This window comes from Sphingomonas sp. PP-F2F-A104-K0414 (genome assembly GCF_004340945.1).
Taxonomy (GTDB): Bacteria; Pseudomonadota; Alphaproteobacteria; order Sphingomonadales; family Sphingomonadaceae; genus Sphingomonas.
Window position 1 is genome coordinate 124,748 of record NZ_SLYD01000007.1, and the last position, 19,255, is coordinate 144,002.

The following is a 19,255-nucleotide window of genomic DNA, read 5'->3' on the forward strand; positions in this document are numbered from 1 at the left end:
CCAATTGGGAGCGGCTTTTGGCGAGTCGGATCCTCCGTTACCTCGACCTTTCCAATTGGGCCCCGGCCTGCGCCGTGGTGGTGCTACCGCGCGCCGACCGCGTTCAGGAATGCCGCGATCCTGGTTTCGTCTTTCATGCCGGGTTCGCTTTCGACCCCCGACGACACGTCGACCAGGTCCGCACCGGTCCGCCGGATCGCCTCCGCCGCATTCGCCGGATCGAGTCCCCCCGATAGCGCCCAGGGCAGGGGATGCCGGAACCCGTCGAGCAGGTCCCAGTCGAACCGCAAGCCCATCCCGCCCGGCAATGCGGCCGAGTCCGGGGTCTTGGCGTCATAGAGTATCCGGTCGGCGACTCCGGTAAAGCCATGCGCCGCATCCAGATCGCCTCGCGTGCGCACCGCAACGGCGACCCACGTCTCGATTCTGAACTTCGCGCGGATCGCGGCGGCCCGCGCGGGCGTCACCTTGTGGAGTTGCAGCACGTCGAGCGCGGCGGAGGCGACTGCCTGTTCGAGCATCTCGTCCTCGGGATCGACGAACACGCCGACCTTCGCGACGTGACCGGGTACGCGCGCCGCGAGTTCGGCGGCTTTCGCGAACGTCACGTGGCGCGGTGAGGCGGGGAAGAACACGAACCCGACATGGCTTGCGCCATGCTTGATCGCGACGTCGAGCGTCGCGGGGGTGGAAAGGCCGCAGATCTTGGCGGTGGTCATGCTGATTCCTAAAACCCTTCTCCCGATGGGAGAGGGATCAGAGCGTCGCGCCGATCGCGCGGGCGGCGGTGTCGGGGTCTTCGGCCTGTGTGATCGGGCGGCCCACCACAAGGATGGAAGCCCCAGCGTCAAGCGCCTGGCGCGGCGTGACGACGCGCTTCTGGTCGCCGATATGGCCGTCGGGCAGGCGGACACCGGGGACCACGAAGAACCCCTTGGGCCAGATCGCCTTGGCGGCGGCGACTTCGGCGCCTGAGCAGACGATGCCGTCGACACCGGATTCACTCGCAAGTTCGGTCAGGCGCGTGACCTGGTCGTGCGCGCTGCCGGTAATGCCGGTGGCGGCGAGATCGGCTGCGTCGAGGCTGGTCAGCATCGTCACCGCGATCACCTTCGTGCCGATCGGCGCGGCTGCCTTGGCGTCCTCGAGCATCGCCCGGCCGCCGCTCGCATGCACCGTCAGGATCGCGGGTTCGAGCGGGCCGAGCGCCTGCACCGCCTTGGCGACGGTGTTGGGGATGTCGTGCAGCTTGAGATCGAGGAAGATCGGCAGGCCGAATTCCGCCATCGCATGTACGCCGGACTGGCCGTGCGCGGAGAAGAATTCGAGCCCGAGCTTGATCCCGCCGACATGGTGACGGACGCGCGTCGCCATCGCCTTTGCGCGCGCCAGATCGGGCGTGTCGAGCGCGACGTAGATCCGGTTGCTCATCAGGCGACGCCCGGCGGGACGGCGGTCGGCGCACCAAGCGGCGCGATCGTCACCGGTGTTTCGGCGGGCGCGAAGGCGACCGGCTCGGCGCGCGGCGTGCGCAGCTCGAGCAACTCACGCTCGCACGTCGACAGCCGTTGCCGCAGCCGCCACCGGATCGCGTGGTTGTAGATCATCGTCGGCACGAACCCGATCAGGAACGTCACCAGCAGAAGCAGCGGCAGGTTCACGTCGGCGATCAGGCCGCCCCAGAGCTGGATCTGGACGGCATTCCAATTCGATATCGTGAAGACCGCGGCGACGAACGCCAGCAGGCACCAGAACAGGATTTTCAGGAACTGCATGCGGCGACCCTCTTTTGCGCTCCGATCGCGCCAAAGCGTCCTCGGAAATGCAGAGCTACCGCCACATCGGCGTTTTGACCAGTCTTCTACCTAGCGAGAGGGGCATTAGCCGATCTCGGTCCGCAACTGCGCGATCAGCGGCAGGATCGCGGTGAGCCGTGGTTCTTCCTCGTCGAGGATCGCCAGGAACGCGGCGCGCTTGATCGCCGCGACGCGACCCGGCTTCATCCGCACGGTCGAGGGGAGCGTCGAGACGGTGATGTCGATCATCCGTTCCGACCCGTGCAGCCGCCCCCAGAGATAGTCGTTCTCGCGGTAGGCGCGGCTGAAGAACGCGCCGAACGTCCCGAACTGGATTCCCTTCAATGTAGCCTCGGCGCCGCCGGACCGGATCGAGGTGGCATCGTCGGGCGCGATCCGGTCGACCTTGATCGGATCGAACTCGTCGAGGCCCTCGCCCTGCAACAACGGCAACGTCGCAGTGTCGAAATACGGAAAACCGAGATAGGCCAGCAACAGCGTGCGCCGTGTCGGTTTAGCGAGGGCGGCAAACGCTTCCGCGAGCCGCTGGTCGGTCTCCGCATCGAGGCGATCGAGGTCGAACGTCCGGCCGAGCGTCTCGAGCACCGCGGTCGCATCGCCGCGCATGGCCCGCACCGCGTCGTGCAGCCCGGCATGCATCTCGGCGCGCAGCCGATCGAGATACGGCGACAGCGATTCGTAGATCGCATCACGCATCGGCCCCAGCTCGGGCTCGTCCGCAGCGGTTTCAACTTCCGACAGGCGCCGCGCCATCAGTCGCAGCCGACGGATACGAAAGCCGATGTCGAAGGTCCGCAGGAATGCGATCGACGCGGCGCTGGCCCCACCGGCATGGCCCGATCCGAGCTGGTCAGCCCCCGAGGCGGCGACATGTGCGACGATCGCCGCCCGGATCTGCGCCAGCCGCCGCGGCCGATGGTGCTCCCCGGCATCGAACAACAGCAACGCCAGCGTCTCGATCACCGCGCTGCGCTTGAGATGGCCGTACGCGACGAAGCCATAGCCCGAACTCGCCGCCGCCGCCTTCTGCGCACGTCGCCGCCACGCAATCAGCCGCGGCGCGGTCGGCCGGTCAAGGAACAATGTGTGGCCGAACAATGATTCGACGTCGGCCTCCACCTCCGGACGGATCGCGGTGAGAATACCGCGCATCCGGTCGATCCTCGCGGAACGTTCGGCGATCGCTTCCAGATTGTCGCGGATTGGTTGCTGGCGCGGAATATCGCTGATCGCGCCGATGATCGTCTGGAAGAAGCCGGGCGTGCCGCCACCGCGATTGAGCCGCAGCTTGATGTCGGGCGAGGGGTCTATGTAGATGAAGCGCCGGTCGATCTGGCGCCGCGCAGGCCGTTCCTTGAGCGCGTCGAGCGCGGGCCGGAACGGCGCGTTGGCGAGCACCGAACCGTCGATCAGCACCGCGCTTTCCGCAGCATTGGCCGCCGTATGGCGTGGCAGCACGCGCGCGAGGAACGCGGGGCGTTCCGGCCAGACGATCGCGCGATCCTTTAGCACGCCGTCCAGTTCGGCGACCGTGAACGGTGGAAAGGCCCCCGGAAAGCTCGACGTCGCGCGCGCCGCGAACGCCAGTTCCGCAGGTGGTGCGAGCGTATCGCATGCGCCGCCATTGTCGGTGAAGTCGACCACCAGGCGATGCTCGGTTTCGACCACTTCCGCTGGCGAATTGAGCTGCAACCGCTCGGGGTGCCCGGAGAAATCGGTGACCGTCACGAACAGGTCGAGGGGCTGTCCCGGTGGCAGCAAGCGCGGCCCGCGTTCGCTCGCCGCCATCGCGTCGAATGCATCGAGCAGCAGGTTGGTGAAGGTCTTCCCCCCGAACGGCGGCTCGAACCAGCGCGAGCGGATGAAATGCGACAGCTTGGTGCGCACCTCTTCCCGTGTGGGATCGTCGAGCGCATCGACCTTGTCGGTGCTGCGACCCGCCGCCATCCATGCGAGCGGCATCGCCCACGCCTTCGAGAAGCGTGATTTGGGTGCCGCGTCTGTATCAATCAGCGCCTCGACATCCGCCGACGTCATCCACAGGTCGGTCAGCGGGTCGAGGCTCTGCCCGGTCGCGATCGCCTGCGCCAAGAAGATGCCGTTGATCCCGCCCGCGCTGGCGCCCGCGATGATGTCGGCGAGGACGCGGACTCGGATCGCGCCATGCGCCTCGATCTCCTGGAGCAGCGCGTGATATACGCCTTCGCTGCCGCCCTTCGGCGTGTCGCCGTCGTGGAAGGCGCGGCTGGCGCAGACCAGGCGCCAGATCTCCTTGGTGATGCCATGCATGTAGACTGCAAGGCTGATCCCGCCATAGCAGACGAGCGCCAGTCGCAGTTCCTTCTCGCGCATTCTACATCCTCGGTATCGATTATGGAGCCGTTGCCCTGGGTTCGAGCATAGCCCAGATCGGCAGATGATCCGACGCTTTCCGCGCCGCCGGGCTGGCATGCACGCCGCAGTCGACGACGCTCAACTCGCGCGAGACCATGATCCGATCGAGCCGCGCGACCGCGCGCCGCGAATGGAAACTCGCGCCGGTCTCGGCAAACGCATAGTCGCGCCCGAAGTCGCGCAGGCACCCGGCACCCGCGCTCCATTCGTTGAGATCGCCCATCATCACCGTCGGATGCCGATGCGCGCAGGTATCGACATGGTTCATGATCGCCGCCGCCTGCTTGCGCCGCCAGAGCCCCGACAGATCGAGATGCATGCCGAGCACACGGATCGTCCCGCCGGCGAGTTGCACGTCGGCCATTACCGCGCCGCGCGGCTCCAAAGCCGGCAGATGTAGCGGTTCGCTGGCAACGACGCGCGCCGATTTCCGCACAAGGATGACGTTGCCATGCCATCCCATGCTGAGCGCGCGGAGGCCAAAATCGACCGGCTTCCAGTCGCTGTGCTCCTCGAGCAGGTGATGCGGCAACACGCACGCCTTCGCGCCGAAGCGGCGATCAGCCTCCTGCAGCGCGATCACGTCGGCGTCGATCTCGCGCAACACTTCGACCACGCGTTCGGGATTACGCCGACGGTCGAGCCCGATGCCCTTGTGGATATTGTAGCTGGCGACCTTGATCATGCGTGGGGTCTATAACGTCGCTTTGGCGATCCGGGTTGCGCAATGGTCACCGATTGGACTGCAAATCCCGTCGACCGTGCTGGACGCGGGTCGGACTCTATCAGGCCGCGCGGGAATACGCGGCGGGCGCCTGATGCGGCAATCGTCAGCGAGCATAGCATTTCTGCATGCCGATCAGTCGGCCGCGACCATCCATGTGGGTCGCGTCGCCGGGAAAGTCGCGCATCGTCGCGCCCAGTTTGGCCAGTTCGTCTGGCGACAGCCAGCCCTGGATCCGGCCCTGCTGCACTGCCCAGCAATCGGCGGCGGCTTCGCCCGGACCAAAGATCTGGTGGGCACATTCGTGCGTGTACCAGAAGAGTTGCTGCGCACGCGGAAGGTTGAGAACGCGCGGATGCAGGATGATCCGTCCCTTATAGGCGGCGGCAATGTCGTCGATCGGCTGGATCATCGTGTCGACCGGGCCACAGGTGGCGCGATAGCCCGCGAGCAACAACGCACCGGGGAGGATGAGACGCTGCGCGGGGGCGGGTTGCGGGACAAGCGCCAGCAACGACGCCGCAGCGCCTGCGAGAATGTTTTTGAACATGGGTATCCTGGCCCCGCGAAGCGCGAGGACGATCAAGAGTGGTGCGCGAAGCGCGTTCGCGTTTCAGTCAGGGGAGAGCCGGACGTCGCCGGCCTGAGCTGCTACCCGAAATACAGGTAGATGATGCCGCCCCAGATCATCGCCGACGGCAATGCTGCGTAGCAAAGCCCTCTCATGACCGCGGTTTCCGGCAAGACTGTTCGCCGTCGTTTCGGGCGGACAGGCAAGACTTCTAAGGAAAACACCGGGATAGTCGGAACCTGATCGGCCAAAGCATTGCCGAGCGGAGGCTTGCGTCCGAATGGGAACAGACTTTTCGTGAACGGCTTCATGCCCTGTCTCCGCCGATGTCGGTCAAATCGCGTCATCCGTGTCGTCGCCGGCAGCGACGCATGGGATGTTCCCGAACTCTTTGGCTTGGTGCGACTTAGCGCATCCATCGTGGCGGGGTGGTAGCGATAAATCGCCGAACCGAGCCGAACCTGTGTTGGTCGTACTTGATAAACGTATGTTAGCTGCTAAAGATGCATCAATTAAAATATAAACCTAGATTAAGAATCTTGATATCGGCCCAGTAAAGGGTGGATGATTAAAGCGATCAAAACATGTCTGAATTTCTAGATACTGACGCTTGGCCAACAGATGACTCCTATAACACTTCGCTGATCTCCGCACCATTGTCAGCACTTGATCTACGCGATGGGCACATGGAAGCATTGGCCCGCTCCGATTCTGCGGCGCGTGTTCGGGAACGGATCGCGCATTATCCCGGTGCTGTCCGGATCCCGGCCAATGGCGTCGAACTCTACGTCGTCCGAAATTTCATCACGGTCGAGGAATGCCAGGCGCTGATTCGGCTCATCGATGCCGAGCGTGTACCGTCGCCCGTCGTCTCCGATGATCCGGTGCCGTCGTATCGGACCAGCGAAACCTGTTATCTTTATCCCGGACCCGATGCGGTGACGGTGGTCGAGAACAGGCTCGACGATGTCACCGGGATCGAGCCAATATTTGGCGAAGCCTTGCAGGGTCAGCGCTATGCGGTCGGGCAAGAGTTCAAACCGCATCACGACTTCTTCGATACTGGCCAGCATTACTGGCGGAACCAGGTGCCGATCGGCGGACAGCGGACATGGTCGGCAATGACGTTTCTCAACGAGCCGGCATTGGGCGGGCGGACGAACTTTCCGACCGCTGGCGTGGTGATCGCACCGAAGGCCGGCAATCTGGTTATCTGGAACAACATGGATGCGCTGGGCAGGCCGAATCCCGGATCGCTGCATCAGGGTATGCCGGTCGAGCAGGGCGTCAAATACGTGCTGACCAAATGGTATCGCGAGCGGCCCTGGTGCCAGTAACGTAGCGACCCGCTAGCGGGATCGTCGTGATCCTCTCCGACGTGGGGGAGGATCACGATGCGTTAGCCCGCCGCCGCGACCGGCACGGCGAAGACGCTGCGGAGCGGCCTGGTCTCGGGCAGGATGTAGACGATGCCGACGGTGCCGGTGAACAAGGGCTTGACCACGTCGTCGTAGAATTTGGCGGGTACGTTGACGCAGCCATACGAGATCCGGTTGTCGCTGGGTGTCGGCGATGCGAGTCGACCCGCACGGTTGTCGATCCGGCGGCCTACGATCACGCGGTGCATCGACAGCGCGGCGTCATAGTCGATCCACAGGATATCCTGCTCGAAATCGCGACCGAGCGAGGCCTTGAACCGGCCCGCAGGGGTGGTGCGTTCGGCCGGCGTAATCGTCGCGAGCTTGCGCTGGCCGATGCCGGGTACGCTCGCATCGCCGCGCGCCATGCCGAGCAAGGCTGGCGCCGTGCCGCGCAATCCACCGGTGGCGTCGAACGCGAACACGACGGCGTTCACCTTGTCGATGACGATGAACGGCAGGCTTTGGTTATCGCGCGATGCTGCAACCCAGTTCGCGGTGTCCCGCGCATCGTTCGACACTGTCTCGGTCCCGAATCGGGCGACGCTTTCGGCCGATACTGGTTGCGCCACACCCTGGGATGTCGCCGCAAGCCCCATGAGTCCCGCCATAAGCGTTACGCACCAGCCGCTCTGGAGAGCATCCCGACCGATCATCTTAATGACGCGCCTGCTTGCGCGGATAGTCGGGGACGGCCGGCGTATTCGGCGGGGTCGGTTGCACGAAGGGACGACCGGGGGTCGGCTGCACGGCCTGCGGCGTCACGGGGGTGTCGACGACGGGCAGCACGGTTTGCGGCGTGCCGGGGGTCTCGACGATTACCGTACCCGGACGGACGGGCGGCGGGAAGCTCACGCCACCCTCGACGACCTCGATCGGCGGCGGCGACGGCACGCGGACCATCACGGGCGGAACGTCCAGGATCGGGCGAGTCGCGGTCGGCAGGTTTGGCACGGGTGTCGGGGTGACTATGACTGGCGGGGTTGGCGTTGGGGTTGGAGCGGGAGCCGGTGCTGGTGACGGTGACGGCGCGGGAGCAGGTGCTGGAGCTGGGGCAGGCGCAGGCGCAGGAGCGGGCGCAGGTGCGGGCGCAGGTGCGGGCGCTGGAGCAGGTGCCGGCGCGGGTGCCGGAGCTGGAGCTGGAGCTGGAGCTGGAGCTGGAGCGGGCGCTGGTGCCGGGGCGGGCGCTGGAGCAGGTGCCGGCGCTGGAGCTGGAGCTGGAGCAGGTGCCGGCGCGGGTGCCGGAGCAGGAGCCGGAGCAGGCGCCGGAGCAGCCGTAATCGTCCCGGTCGTCCGGAACCCGGCGACGCAGCACGAACTTGCCAGCGCGTATTGATCCGCGTTCGCGCCGGTCAGCGTATAGCCGCTGAAGCTCACCCCGATTCCGGTCCCCGCATCGGTGCTGTCGAACGTCGCGGTCGCATCGGTGCCGGCGACCAGCGATACGCCGGTCGGCGTCCCCGAGGTGTCGGTGGTGTTGAACCCGCTCAGCACCGCCGCATTGGTGCCGTCGGCGACCTTCTGCGCGGTCGGGAACAACAGCATACGCTGGGTGATCGCCGCGCCCTCGGTCAGCACGAACTCGGTCGAGAAGTCGGTCGGCGTCGTATACGACACGGGGTTGTAGTTGATCGACACCGGCGCCGCGGTGACGGTGGTCGGCGGCGACAGCGCGGAGAACACGATCGTGCCGCCATTGACGCCCGGCCCGGTGCCGTCCGACCCAGCGATCAGCGTGAGGCCGACCGGCAGGCCCAGGCTCTGCGCAGGGATCGTCGTGCCGCGGGTCAGCGTGACCGCCGCGTCGATCATCACGTCATGGCCCGCGCACAGCGCGATGTTGCCGTCGGTCGTGGTGATCGCGTGGAACACCTGCACGTTGCGCCCGGCGTTGAGCAGGATGCTGCCGTTGGTCGTGGTCAGGTCCGCGTTGACGTTCACATCGCGGCCGCAGCAGGCGACGATATTGCCGTTGGTCGCGGTGATCGGCGCGTTGATGTTGACGTCGCGAAACGCATTCATTGTCAGCGTCGTCGGCACGCCCGACGCGGTCCACGCGACCGCATCGTTGACGAAGATGTCGCCGTTGCCGGTGGTCGTGTCGCCCGCCGCGGGGATCGTGCTGATCGTGATGCTGGTCGTCACCAGCTGCGCCGACAGCGTCGCGCCCGAGATGTTGCCGCCTGCGCCGATCACGTAATCCTGCGGATCGATCAGCCATGTGCCGGTCAGGCCGCCCGGTGCATAGGTCGACACCTTGGCGCTGTCCGCCACGTTGACGGTCGCCGCCGACGTCTCGATGAAGCCGCCATTGCCGCCGACCGGCGCGCTCGCGTCGAGCGTGCCGGCGAGGCTGACGGTCCCGCTCTTCATGTCGCCGAGCAGGAGAATGGTGCCGCCGCGGTTCTGCAGCGTGCGTGCCTCGACGACGCCGGTGTTGTTGACCGCGGTATGGAGCAGGTCGCCCGCACCCTGCGCGGTCATCACGACCTTGCCGCCGTCCGCGCGGATCAGCCCGCCGTTGCGGACCAGCGCGCCGACCGCGCCCTTGTCGACTGCGACGTTGAGCAGCCCGTCACCCGCGACGTCGAGCGTGATCGCCTCGCCGCCCGCGAGCACGACGGTGCCGAAGTTCGCCTTGATCGTCCCGCCATTGCCGACGTTCGCGCCGAGCAGCGCGACATAGCCGTTCTTCGCGGTGATCGTGCCGTCGTTCTGGACGCTCGCGCCGCTGGTGCCCGCAAAACTGTTCTTGCCCGCGAGGAAGTCGGCATCGGAGATGTTCAGCGTCGAAGCGACCAGCCCGCCGACGTTAACATTGGCGGTCTGGCCGAACAGGATGCCGTTCGCGTTGACCAGGAACACTTTCCCGTTCGCCGACAGATTGCCGAGAATCACCGAAGGATCGGTGCCGAGCACGCGGTTCAGCGCGACCGAGCTGCTGGTCGGCTGGTCGAAGACGACGCTCTTGCCCTTGCCGATCGAGAAGGACTGCCAGTTGATCGCCGTACGGTCGCTGGTCTGCGTCACGGTCACCGACTTGCTGCCGGTCGCGATGCTCGCCTGGCCCGCAACCACTTCACCCCCGGTCGGCAGCGTCTGCGCCTCGACCGGGCGCGCCGCCAGCGTGCCGGCGAGGCTGAACCCGATCAGCCAGGCGAACCGCGCGAGCCCGGTCGTGCCGAACAGGCCGCCACGTCGTGTGCGCGTGACCGATGGGGCGGGGCGGCTGGTGTTTCTGAGCGAAGAGGGAATGGGGGTCATGGGCGGTATCCTTGGTGGCGGCGGATGGCCGCAAAATTCGGGGGTGCGGGCGCGGTTAGAAGGTCTTCGAAACCTGGAACCAGGCGCGGCCCGACTTGTCGGGGGCCGACGTCGCATCCGCATCGCCGAGCTTGCGCGCATAGGTCGCCTTGGCGGCGATCCCGTACGGTCCCGCCCAGCTCAGCCCGGCGCCGTACGCACTGCGTTTCGCGTGGTTCGACCCGGTGAAATACGGGTGCTTGACGTAATCGACCTCGCCGACGTCGACGAACCCGAACAGCTGGAGCGCGCCGGGTATGACCTGCGGCAGCGCCAGCCGCGCCTCGGCGGTCGCGACATAGCCCTGGTCGCCGTAAGCCTCGCCCTCGGGATAGGCGCGGACAGCGTAAGCGCCGCCCAGTTCCATCCGCTCGGAGATGTCGAGGTTGCTGAACGCGATCTGCCCGCGCGCGGAGGCGAAGAACGACAGCGGCCCGGCGATCGTCTGCAATCGCGCGAAGCTGAACTGCAGCTTCCCATAGCTACCGTCGGTGCGCGCGGTCAGCGCATCGACCGAGCGCTCATACGCACCGCGGATGTCGAGATTGCCGACCGAATAGCTGAGCGAGTACGCGCTCCAGCCGCCGCCGAGCAACGTGTCGTGCTCGTCGCCGCTGAGCCCAGCGGTAATCACCTGCGCGCGGCGATAGCTGGTGGTGTCGACGATCCCGATCTTGTCCTCGAACCATTTCGCGTCGCCGCCGATGGTCACGTACAGATTATTGTCGCGCGAGCGGATCAGCGGATAGCTCGCATAGACGCTGGCGACGTCGGCGTTGCCGCTGCCGTCGAGGCTGTCGAACTCCTTGCCGAGCGAATATTCGAGATGCGCGAACGCGACGCCCAGCGTGACCTGCCCGATCGGTGCCTGGTATGACGCGCGACCATAGGCCAAGCCCGTGAACGAGGTCAGCGCGCGCAGGCTCAGCACGTCGCCCGAGCCGGTCGGGTTGTTCCAGTTGACCGAACCGCCGACGCGGTAGGCGCCGGTGTAGCGGTTGCCGGCATTGTCGGCCTCGACGCTGCCCGTGATGCTCTGGCCGGGGGTGATGTCGACCAGCAGGTCCGACGTGCCGACCGCGGTGCCGGGGCTCAGCGTCGATTTCACGCGCACGCCGGGAAGGTCCGACAGCATCAGCAGGCGACGTTCGAGCGGGGCGACCGCGACCGGATCGCCGACGTCGAGTCCGGTCAGGATACCGTTCGCGACGCTGTCAGCGAGCCGCGACTCGTTCTTGACGCCGACTGCGCCGAAGCGCCCTTCGATCACCGCGATAGTGACCGCGCCGCTCTGGACGTCCTGCTCGGGGAGATACGCGTTCGCGACGAAATAGCCGCGGCTGGTGTAATACGCCGTGATTCGCGCGGCGAGCGTCTTGAGCTCGGCGAGGTCGAGCTCGCTGTTCGGCGTGAACTGCGACGCGGCGATCAGGTCGGCCTCGGGGAACAGCGTCGCACCGGTCACGCGGAGCGACCGGACGAGCGTCTTCGGGCCACCCGTGGCGGCAACGACGGTCAGCGTCTTGCGCTCGAAGCCGAAGTCAGGCGCCGGCGTCTCGTTCAGCGGAGTCGGCGGGATCTGCTGGAGCTGTCCACCGGCGCCGACGGGAACCTGCGCCTGCGCGGATTGTGCGGAAACCAGCAAGGCAGCCGGGCTCACAGCCGCAAGCGCGGCCGCCCATAGGGTCGACTTGTACATGAACACCTCGATCGTCACCGCGGATGGAAGGCACGGATCTCCCATCCGCAGCAGCGGGAGCCGTTCGAAGGGGGTAGAGCGCCCGAAGCGAGGACGAAGCCTTAGCGGATGGCAGCGGATCGATCTGCGTCGAACCTCGCTGCCATCAAAAACCAAACGGTCAGGGCATTGTATCTTAAGCGTTCGACCGGTCGCGAGGATCGCACGGTATGATCGCTAAGTCTGCTTAACCTATGTAAGTCCGCCAAATAAAAATCAAGCTATTATCCTGAGATGTTAGTGTAAAACGTACAATTTGGACCGCTTTAGACAGTTTGCCGATCGGTCTGGCTGCGCAAGACTGTAATTAAGACCGTCTATTAAGATTTAGATAACACTATTTCGCGTCCAAGCCACGACGTGACTCAGGATCGAACGCGGGTTTCACTGGGCCGAATCTATCGATTCGTTCAGGTCTCTGTAGTTCGATCGTCGAGAAAGGCTGGAGCTGGAGCCTATGTCGGCGGAGCGGCGACCGCGGCGCCGACATCAGGCGGACTAGACCGTTCGGTAGCCGGGGGCGGGCACCTGCCGGCCGGGATGCAGATAATCCGACGAGAAGCAGGCGACGTCGCGCAGCCCTTCCCAGTTCGAGAACACGACGTTGCGCCAGCTGCGCTCGATCAAGCCGGCGGCGTGAAGCGTCTTCAGCATTCGGTTGACGTGAACCGCGGTCAGTCCCGTCGCCTGGCCGATCTGTTCTTGCGACATCGGCAACTCGTAGCCGGCGGCGGTATCGCCCCGCCAGGCGTCGCAACGGACCGCAAATTCGCACAGAAAATGCGCGACGCGGCGCAAACCGTCTCGGGCGCCGATGTTGACGATCCATTCGCGGGCGATCGCATGGTTTATCGCCTGATGAATACCAAGCGCGTGGGCAACCGCCGGCCGGCTCGCGGAGAGTTGCTGCACCGCGGACAAAGGTATCATGGCGACGTCTACCGTCGTTAGCGCGCGCACGTTGTGATCGGTCGTCTGCAAGTATAAATGCTCGAGGCCGATAACATCATTGGGTATTGCAAGCGACACGATCTGGCAATTTCCCTCGCCATCGTCCTTTTGGCCGTAACAATAGCCATCCAATAGTACCGAAACGGTATCACACCGGTCACCCTGGCGTACGAGATATCCCGACGCCATGAATGTCTTTCGCGTAAACGGCAGATTTAGCACGTGATTCCGGTCGTCTTCGGCGAGCGAGACCCCGAGCGAAAGCCCGTCGATAAACTTGGAGAGCGTCGTATCGATGTCGCGGTGTCTCTAAAAACCAGAGTATCTGTCTGACATCCGGTTCGACGGCGTCACACTTGGTATTAATGGTCTTTAGCAGATGTGTGCGAGATCAAGGCGAACAATTATCAGTATCGAAAAGATTTTTTGTAAACTTATATTTGACCGTCAGTGCCAGGAATGCTTGGCTCTTCCGTAAGGGTAAATGCGTTCCCCAGGCGCTACCAAGAGTTCTAGTGCCGGCAAGGTGTTTAGAGCCGCGTCGCTATGGGGGAGGGCGGTACACCGAACGCGCCCAGGCTCTTCTGCGCTACCGCTTACGGCAGCCGCGACCATCCCGCGCACGTCGGTGCGCGCGGGATGGTCGTGGGATGTTCGCTCAGCAACACGCCGCTATGCGCGGGGCGGCTCCGCGATCAGTTGGTGCGCGCTGGGCGCCCGTCGATCGCGATCGTGGTGGCACCGGATTGCGCGGGAACGGTCACGGTCGCGGTCAGCGCTTGGGCGTCACCAATAAGGTTCAGGCGCTTGCCCTTCGCCATGGCGGTGCCGCTCCCGGTCCAGTTGTGGACGGTGACGGCGATCGATTTCCACCACGGCTTGAACCCGCCCTCGGGCTTGGCGAAGTCGATCGACAGGCCGGTGGGCGTGATGGTGCATCGCACCGTCTGGCGGAAATAGCCCCGGCGGGTGTACGCCAGCGTGCGACCGTCGTCCTCGTAGAGCGTGCCTATGCAATCCGCGCCGGGATAGACGTCGAGCCGCAGCGGGCCGTTCGGGGTTTCGCTCGTGCTCTGGACCAGTGGCTGCCGGGGAAGGATCGTTCCGGCGCGGACGAACACGGGCAGGCGATCGAGGCGCGGCGTTTCGGTGACGCGGTCGCCGAGCGTGCGTGCGGTCGGCACGGCTTGCGTCGCGGACTGGATCGGTCCGGCGGCGGCGGGCTCGGGGGTGCCGACGGGCTGTCCGGTCCAGTAATCATACCAACCACCAGCGGGGAGGCAGACGTCGTAGGTCTGCGGTGATTCCGGCTTGGGCGGCGGCGCGATCAGCAACGACTTGCCGAGCGTGAACGCCATCGACTGGTCGCACGATGCGGTCGCGGCGGCGGGGTAGTCGTAGAATACCGGGCGCATGATCGGATCGCCGAACCGCGCGTTCTGGTCCGCCAGCGCGTAGAAATACGGCATCAGGCGATAACGCTCCTCGATGAAGCGGCGGCGGATCGCGAGATGGTCGGGGCCATCGACCCAGGGCTCGACGCGCGGCGTGCCGGTCGCCGAATGGTTGCGAAACACCGGCGTGAACGCGCCGATCTCGGTCCAGCGCGTGAGGAGATCGGGGCTCGGGCCGCCCGCAAAGCCGCTGACGTCGGCGGCGCTGTAGCCGAAGCCCGACAGGCCGAGGTTAATGATCTGCTGCACCGACAGCTTCAGGTGATCCCAGGTCGCGCTGTTGTCGCCGGTCCAGGTGACCGCATAACGCTGACCTCCCGCATAGCTCGCGCGCGTCATCACGAACGGGCGCTCGTCGGGGCGCAGCTTGAGCAGGCCGTCATACGTGGCGCGTGTGTTGAGCATGCCGTAGACGTTGTGCGCCTCGCGGTGATCGGTGATCCGGCCTGCGAAATCGTCGCTGTCGATGCGGTGGCGGGTGTCGAGCGGCATCGTCTTGGTCGGCGTCTCGAAGATCGCCGGCTCGTTCATGTCGTTCCAGAACCCCGCGATCCCGGCGTCGAGGAAGCCCTTATACTGCGTGCCCCACCACGTCCGCGCGGCGGTCTTGGTGAAGTCCGGGAACACCGACGGGCCGGGCCAGACCGGTGCGACATAGGGACTGCCATCGGCGTTCTTGATGAACGCGTCGGCCTTCATCCCGCTCTGGTAGGGCGCGTAACCCTGCTCGACCGCGGCAATGTGGAGATCGGTGATCGCGACGAGCTTGATCCCGTCCGCCTTCATCTCGGTGGCGAGCTTCGGCAGATCGGGGAAGGTCTTGGCGTCGGTGGTGAACGGCCGGTTGCGGTCCTGATAGCCGATGTCGAGCCAGATCACGTCGGTCGGCACGCGGTCGCTGCGCAGGCGCGCGGCGATCTGGCGGACCTCGTCGGCGCTACCATAGCTGTAGCGCGACTGCTGATAGCCGAGCGCCCATTTCGGCGCGAGAGGGGCGTGGCCGGTCAGGTCGGCATAGCGTCGCGTGACCTCTGCCATCGATGGCCCGGCGATGAAGTAATAGTCGATCGGACCGTCGGGGCCGCCGAACGAGAGCGTCTCGGCATCGCGGTGGCCGAAGTCGAACCAGGTGCGGAAAGTGTTGTCGAGCAGGATGCCGTAGCTGCCGCCCGCACCGCCGGTGCCGATGAAGAAGGGTATCGATTTGTAGATTGGATCATCCGCGCTGCTGAACCCGAACGCATCGGTGTTCCAGTCGACGAAACCGTGGCCGCGGCGGTCGAGTCCCTGCGTCTTGTCGCCAAGGCCGTAGAAATGCTCGGCGATCGGGAGGGTCTTCGAGATCGCGAACGCCTTGCCGTCGGTCGCGACGGGGGCGGCATCGGCGGAGATGATCTTGCCGTCGGGCGTCTCGAAGGTGATCGCGCCGCCGGCACCGACGCGGACGCGGACGCTGGCGGTGGTGAAACCGTCGGGGGCTGCGGTCACCTTGGCGGACTGCTTGCGGGTCGCCGCCGTCACCGCCCAGCTCGCATCCTCGGCGAACGCGCCGTTTTTGGCGACGCGCACGCGGACGAGGCCATCGGTCATTGCGGTGATCCGCATGGTCGTCGCCCCCGCACGAACCTCGACGCCATCATTGCGCGGGGTGAGCGTGGGGGCGGCGAGCGTGGTCGTCTGCGCCTGGACGGGCACGCTGCACAGGCCAGCGGTGGCGGCGAGCAGGAGGGCGATGCGTTTCATACGTGATCCTTGTGGTCCGCGGCGGCGCGGAGGCGAGAGGCGTGCGACCCGAAATTCGATGCGCAACGGGTCAGGAAATCGTCGATCTTTGGCAGGTCGATGGAATCGATATCGGCGCCGGGCGGGACGAGCCGCGCGGCGTCAGGAAAGGTGCCGTAGCCCGCGAACAGGCAATGCCAGCTGATCGCCGAATAATAACGGCCGAGCCCAGCACGATCGATCGCCGCGACCATGTCCGCGCCGGTGAACCAGGTCGACATCAGCATCTTGAGATCGTCGGACAGGGCTTCGACGCCGCGCGCCTCTGCCCAATAGCCGGTCGGATCGGCGTGGCGCTGGTTCAACCGGTAGTGCGCGACGATGTAGTCGCGGACGCCGTCGTAGCGCGCGGCGATGCGCGTGTTGAACGCGGCGCGGACCGCGTCGGTCGCGCCGCCCTCGTCGATTGCGCCGAGGAACGCCTCGACAGTGGCGATCACCAGATGCAGTGCAGTTGCTTCAAGCGGTTCGAGGAAGCCTTGGGCAAGCCCGACCGCGAGTGCGTTGTGCGACCAGCTATCGCGAACCCGGCCGACGCGCATCCTGAGGTGGCGCGCTTCGCCGGCCTGGTTGCCGATATGTGCGCGGAGTTCGGCCTCGGCCTGCGCTTCGACGAGGTGACGGCTGGAATAGACATAGCCGTTGCCGTTTCGACTGGTCAGCGGGATGTGCCACGCCCAGCCGGCCGACAACGCGGTTGCTCGCGTCTGGCTGGGGATCGGTGCGCCGGTGGTATATGCGGTCGGCATCACTACCGCACGATCGTTGAATAGCGTGTCGGCATAGCTGACGAACGGTACGTCCAGCGCACTGAAGATCGTGTTACGGAACCCGCTCGCATCGACGAAGACATCGCCGGCGATGCGTCCGCCGTCGGTATCGATCAGTGCGGTGATTTCGCCGGTCAAGGCACGCTCGACGCTGGCGATCCGGCGCTGGAGATGGACGACGCCCAGCGTCTCGGTCGCGTGCCCAGCGAGAAACGCGCCGACCTTGTACGCGTCGAAATGATAGCCGTAGCTGACCTCGAACGGGAAGTTCTCGGCCGGCTGTGGCGCGCAGTACACAGCGGCGAGGCGGGCGGGGAGCAGGAACTGGTCGGGATGCGCGTCGACATCGCGGCCAGTCCGCCTTGCCCGTGCGTTGTAGAAGAACTGCGGCGCGGTGTGGCCGTCGAGCGCGGTGGGGAAGGGGTGGAAATAGCGTTCGTACCCGGCGCGGTCGGACCAGCCCTCGAAGCCGATCCCGAGCTTGTAGGTCGCGTCGCACGCCGGCATCCACTCGGCTTCGGCGATGCCGAGCGTGTCGAAGAAATGCTTCAACTGCGGCGTAGAGCCTTCGCCGACGCCGACGATGCCGATCTCCGGGCTTTCGACCAGTGTGACGCGGACGCCGCGATCACTCCAGCGATGCGCGACCAGGCACGCGGTCATCCACCCGGCGGTGCCTCCGCCGAGGATGGCGATGTGCTGGCCGCGCCCCTCGATCACCGCTGCAGCACCAGCCCGGACAGTGGCGGCAGCGTCGTCGTGTCGGCGCCGTCGGTCGCAAACAGCATGGCGCCGTCGGTGGCGATGCCGGTCGGCCAGCCACGTGCGTCGTCGCCGAGATTGAACACGCAGAGCAGCGTCTCGTTTTCGGACTCCCGCTCGAACGCGATCACCGCATCGTCGCTGTGCACGATCCTCAGGCTGCCCAGCCGCAATGCCGGATACGCCTTCCGCGCCGCGATCAGCGTCCGCGTCCAGTGCAGCAGCGACGTCGCATCCGCTTCCTGCGCATCGACCGCGATCGCGCGGTGATCCTCGCCGAACGGCAGCCACGGCTGGGTGCTGCCGAACCCGAGATCCGGCGCCGCGCCGATCCACGGCATTGGGGTGCGGGCGCCGTCGCGGGACAGCGTCAGCGGCCAATTCGCGATCGCTTCCGGATCGAGCAGGTCGGCGAAGGCGATGTCGACCTGGGTCAGCCCCAGTTCCTCGCCCTGGTACAGGAAGATGTTCCCGCGCAGCGCGACGAGCAGCAGGATCTTCATCCGCGCGAACGCATCGCGCTGGTCGGGCGTCGTCCAGCGCGAGATCGCGCGCGGTGCGTCGTGGTTCTCGAACGCCCAGCTCGGCCAGCCCAGACCCGGCGTATCGGGCCAGTTGCCGACCGCATCGACGATCAGTTCGGGCGTCAGCCGGTCCGCGTACAGGAAGTCGAAGCCGTACGCGCTGTTGAGCCGGCCGTTGCCGCCGGTGAACAGCTTCATCTCGCGGTCGCTGTCGTCGCCGCCGACTTCGGCGACGGTGAACCCGGCGCCATATTCGTCGAGCAGCGCACGAATCCGCTCGATGAACCCGACGATGTCCGGATGGCTCTGGTTGTGCAGCTTCATCTGGAAGTCGAACGACCGGGTGCGCGCGCGATTGGTCGCGGGCGCGGGCGGATTGTCGGTCAGCGCCGGATCGTGCATCGCGAAGTTGATCGCATCGAGGCGGAAGCCGTCCACGCCGCGATCGAGCCAGAACCGCGCCGTCGCGATCAGCTCGTCCTGCACCGCGGGGTTATGCCCGTTGAGCTGCGGCTGATCCTTCAGGAAATTGTGCATGTAATATTGGCCGCGTCGCGCGTCCCAGGTCCAGGCCGGGCCGCCGAACACGGACTGCCAGTTCGACGGCGGCGTGCCGTCGGGCTTGGCATCCGCCCAGACGTACCAGTCCGCCTTGTCGCCGCTGCGCGAGGCGCGGCTCTGGCGGAACCAGTCATGCTCCTCCGAGGTGTGCGAATAGACCTGATCGATGATGATCTTGAGCCCGAGTTCATGCGCGCGTGCGATCAGCGCGTCGAAATCGGCGAGCGTGCCGAAGATCGGATCGACGTCGCGGTAATCCGACACGTCATAGCCGAAATCCGCCATCGGCGAGGTAAAGAACGGCGACAGCCACACCGCGTCGACACCAAGCGCGGCGACATAGTCGAGATGCGCGGTGATGCCGGCAAGGTCGCCGATGCCGTCGCCGTTCGAGTCGGCGAAACTGCGCGGATAGATCTGGTAGATCGTGGCGCCCTTCCACCAGGGCGTCGGGGTCTCGGAAGCGGTCATCGGTCTCGATCGTAA

15 protein-coding genes are annotated in these 19,255 nt (G+C 65.8%); 1 reads left to right on the forward strand and 14 read right to left on the reverse strand.

The window, feature by feature from the left end; genetic code table 11:
* Positions 1-83: 83 nt before the first annotated feature.
* From C8J46_RS16765 to C8J46_RS16795, 7 genes are all read right to left on the reverse strand, one after another.
* Complete coding sequence (locus C8J46_RS16765) at positions 84-719, reverse strand: phosphoribosylanthranilate isomerase (RefSeq protein ID WP_132741543.1); 636 nt, start codon at positions 717-719, stop codon at positions 84-86.
* A gap of 37 nt (positions 720-756) precedes the next feature.
* Complete coding sequence (gene pyrF / locus C8J46_RS16770; RefSeq protein ID WP_132741545.1) at positions 757-1,431, reverse strand: orotidine-5'-phosphate decarboxylase; 675 nt, start codon at positions 1,429-1,431, stop codon at positions 757-759.
* The gene (locus C8J46_RS16775; RefSeq protein ID WP_132741547.1) at positions 1,431-1,775 is read right to left on the reverse strand and encodes a lipopolysaccharide assembly protein LapA domain-containing protein; all 345 of its coding nucleotides are present in this window, start codon (positions 1,773-1,775) and stop codon (positions 1,431-1,433) included. Before C8J46_RS16775 ends, pyrF begins: the two co-directional genes overlap by 1 nt.
* A gap of 105 nt (positions 1,776-1,880) precedes the next feature.
* Positions 1,881-4,169 (reverse strand): patatin-like protein, encoded by a 2,289-nt coding sequence (locus C8J46_RS16780; RefSeq protein ID WP_132741549.1) that lies wholly within the window; start codon positions 4,167-4,169, stop codon positions 1,881-1,883.
* Between the two features lie 19 nt (positions 4,170-4,188).
* A complete protein-coding gene (locus tag C8J46_RS16785) occupies positions 4,189-4,896 on the reverse strand; it encodes an endonuclease/exonuclease/phosphatase family protein (RefSeq protein ID WP_132741551.1) in 708 nt (235 codons plus the stop codon).
* A gap of 145 nt (positions 4,897-5,041) precedes the next feature.
* Positions 5,042-5,485, reverse strand: coding sequence for a hypothetical protein (locus C8J46_RS16790; protein WP_132741553.1), 444 nt, complete (start codon positions 5,483-5,485; stop codon positions 5,042-5,044).
* A 101-nt stretch (positions 5,486-5,586) separates the two neighbouring features.
* Positions 5,587-5,817 carry a hypothetical protein gene (locus tag C8J46_RS16795; RefSeq protein WP_132741555.1) on the reverse strand — a complete coding sequence of 77 codons (231 nt, stop codon included), beginning with the start codon at positions 5,815-5,817 and terminating at the stop codon, positions 5,587-5,589.
* Positions 5,818-6,192: 375 nt separating this feature from the next.
* Here C8J46_RS16795 and C8J46_RS16800 point away from each other — a divergent pair, with 375 nt between their 5' ends.
* Positions 6,193-6,843: a 2OG-Fe(II) oxygenase gene (locus C8J46_RS16800; protein ID WP_165886600.1), complete on the forward strand. Its 651-nt coding sequence runs from the start codon at positions 6,193-6,195 to the stop codon at positions 6,841-6,843.
* A 62-nt stretch (positions 6,844-6,905) separates the two neighbouring features.
* On the opposite strand, the gene C8J46_RS16805 is transcribed toward C8J46_RS16800, so the two are convergent.
* The 7 genes from C8J46_RS16805 to C8J46_RS16835 form a co-directional block, all read right to left on the reverse strand.
* Entirely contained in the window at positions 6,906-7,580 is a 675-nt protein-coding gene (locus C8J46_RS16805) for a L,D-transpeptidase (RefSeq protein ID WP_207894207.1), read from the reverse strand.
* A gap of 1 nt (position 7,581) precedes the next feature.
* Positions 7,582-10,188, reverse strand: a complete 2,607-nt coding sequence (locus C8J46_RS16810) for a filamentous hemagglutinin N-terminal domain-containing protein (protein WP_132741559.1) — start codon at positions 10,186-10,188, stop codon at positions 7,582-7,584.
* Positions 10,189-10,243: 55 nt separating this feature from the next.
* The gene (locus tag C8J46_RS16815) at positions 10,244-11,926 is read right to left on the reverse strand and encodes a ShlB/FhaC/HecB family hemolysin secretion/activation protein (RefSeq protein ID WP_132741561.1); all 1,683 of its coding nucleotides are present in this window, start codon (positions 11,924-11,926) and stop codon (positions 10,244-10,246) included.
* Between the two features lie 537 nt (positions 11,927-12,463).
* Positions 12,464-13,105 (reverse strand): Crp/Fnr family transcriptional regulator, encoded by a 642-nt coding sequence (locus C8J46_RS16820; protein WP_132741563.1) that lies wholly within the window; start codon positions 13,103-13,105, stop codon positions 12,464-12,466.
* Between the two features lie 506 nt (positions 13,106-13,611).
* Positions 13,612-16,113, reverse strand: a complete 2,502-nt coding sequence (locus C8J46_RS16825; RefSeq protein ID WP_132741565.1) for a TIM-barrel domain-containing protein — start codon at positions 16,111-16,113, stop codon at positions 13,612-13,614.
* The gene (locus tag C8J46_RS16830) at positions 16,110-17,642 is read right to left on the reverse strand and encodes a tryptophan halogenase family protein (protein WP_243643459.1); all 1,533 of its coding nucleotides are present in this window, start codon (positions 17,640-17,642) and stop codon (positions 16,110-16,112) included. The genes C8J46_RS16825 and C8J46_RS16830 overlap by 4 nt, the downstream gene beginning before the upstream one ends.
* On the reverse strand, positions 17,639-19,240 hold the full coding sequence (locus C8J46_RS16835) for an alpha-amylase family glycosyl hydrolase (RefSeq protein WP_132741567.1): 1,602 nt from the start codon (positions 19,238-19,240) through the stop codon (positions 17,639-17,641). Before C8J46_RS16835 ends, C8J46_RS16830 begins: the two co-directional genes overlap by 4 nt.
* Positions 19,241-19,255 lie beyond the last annotated feature (15 nt).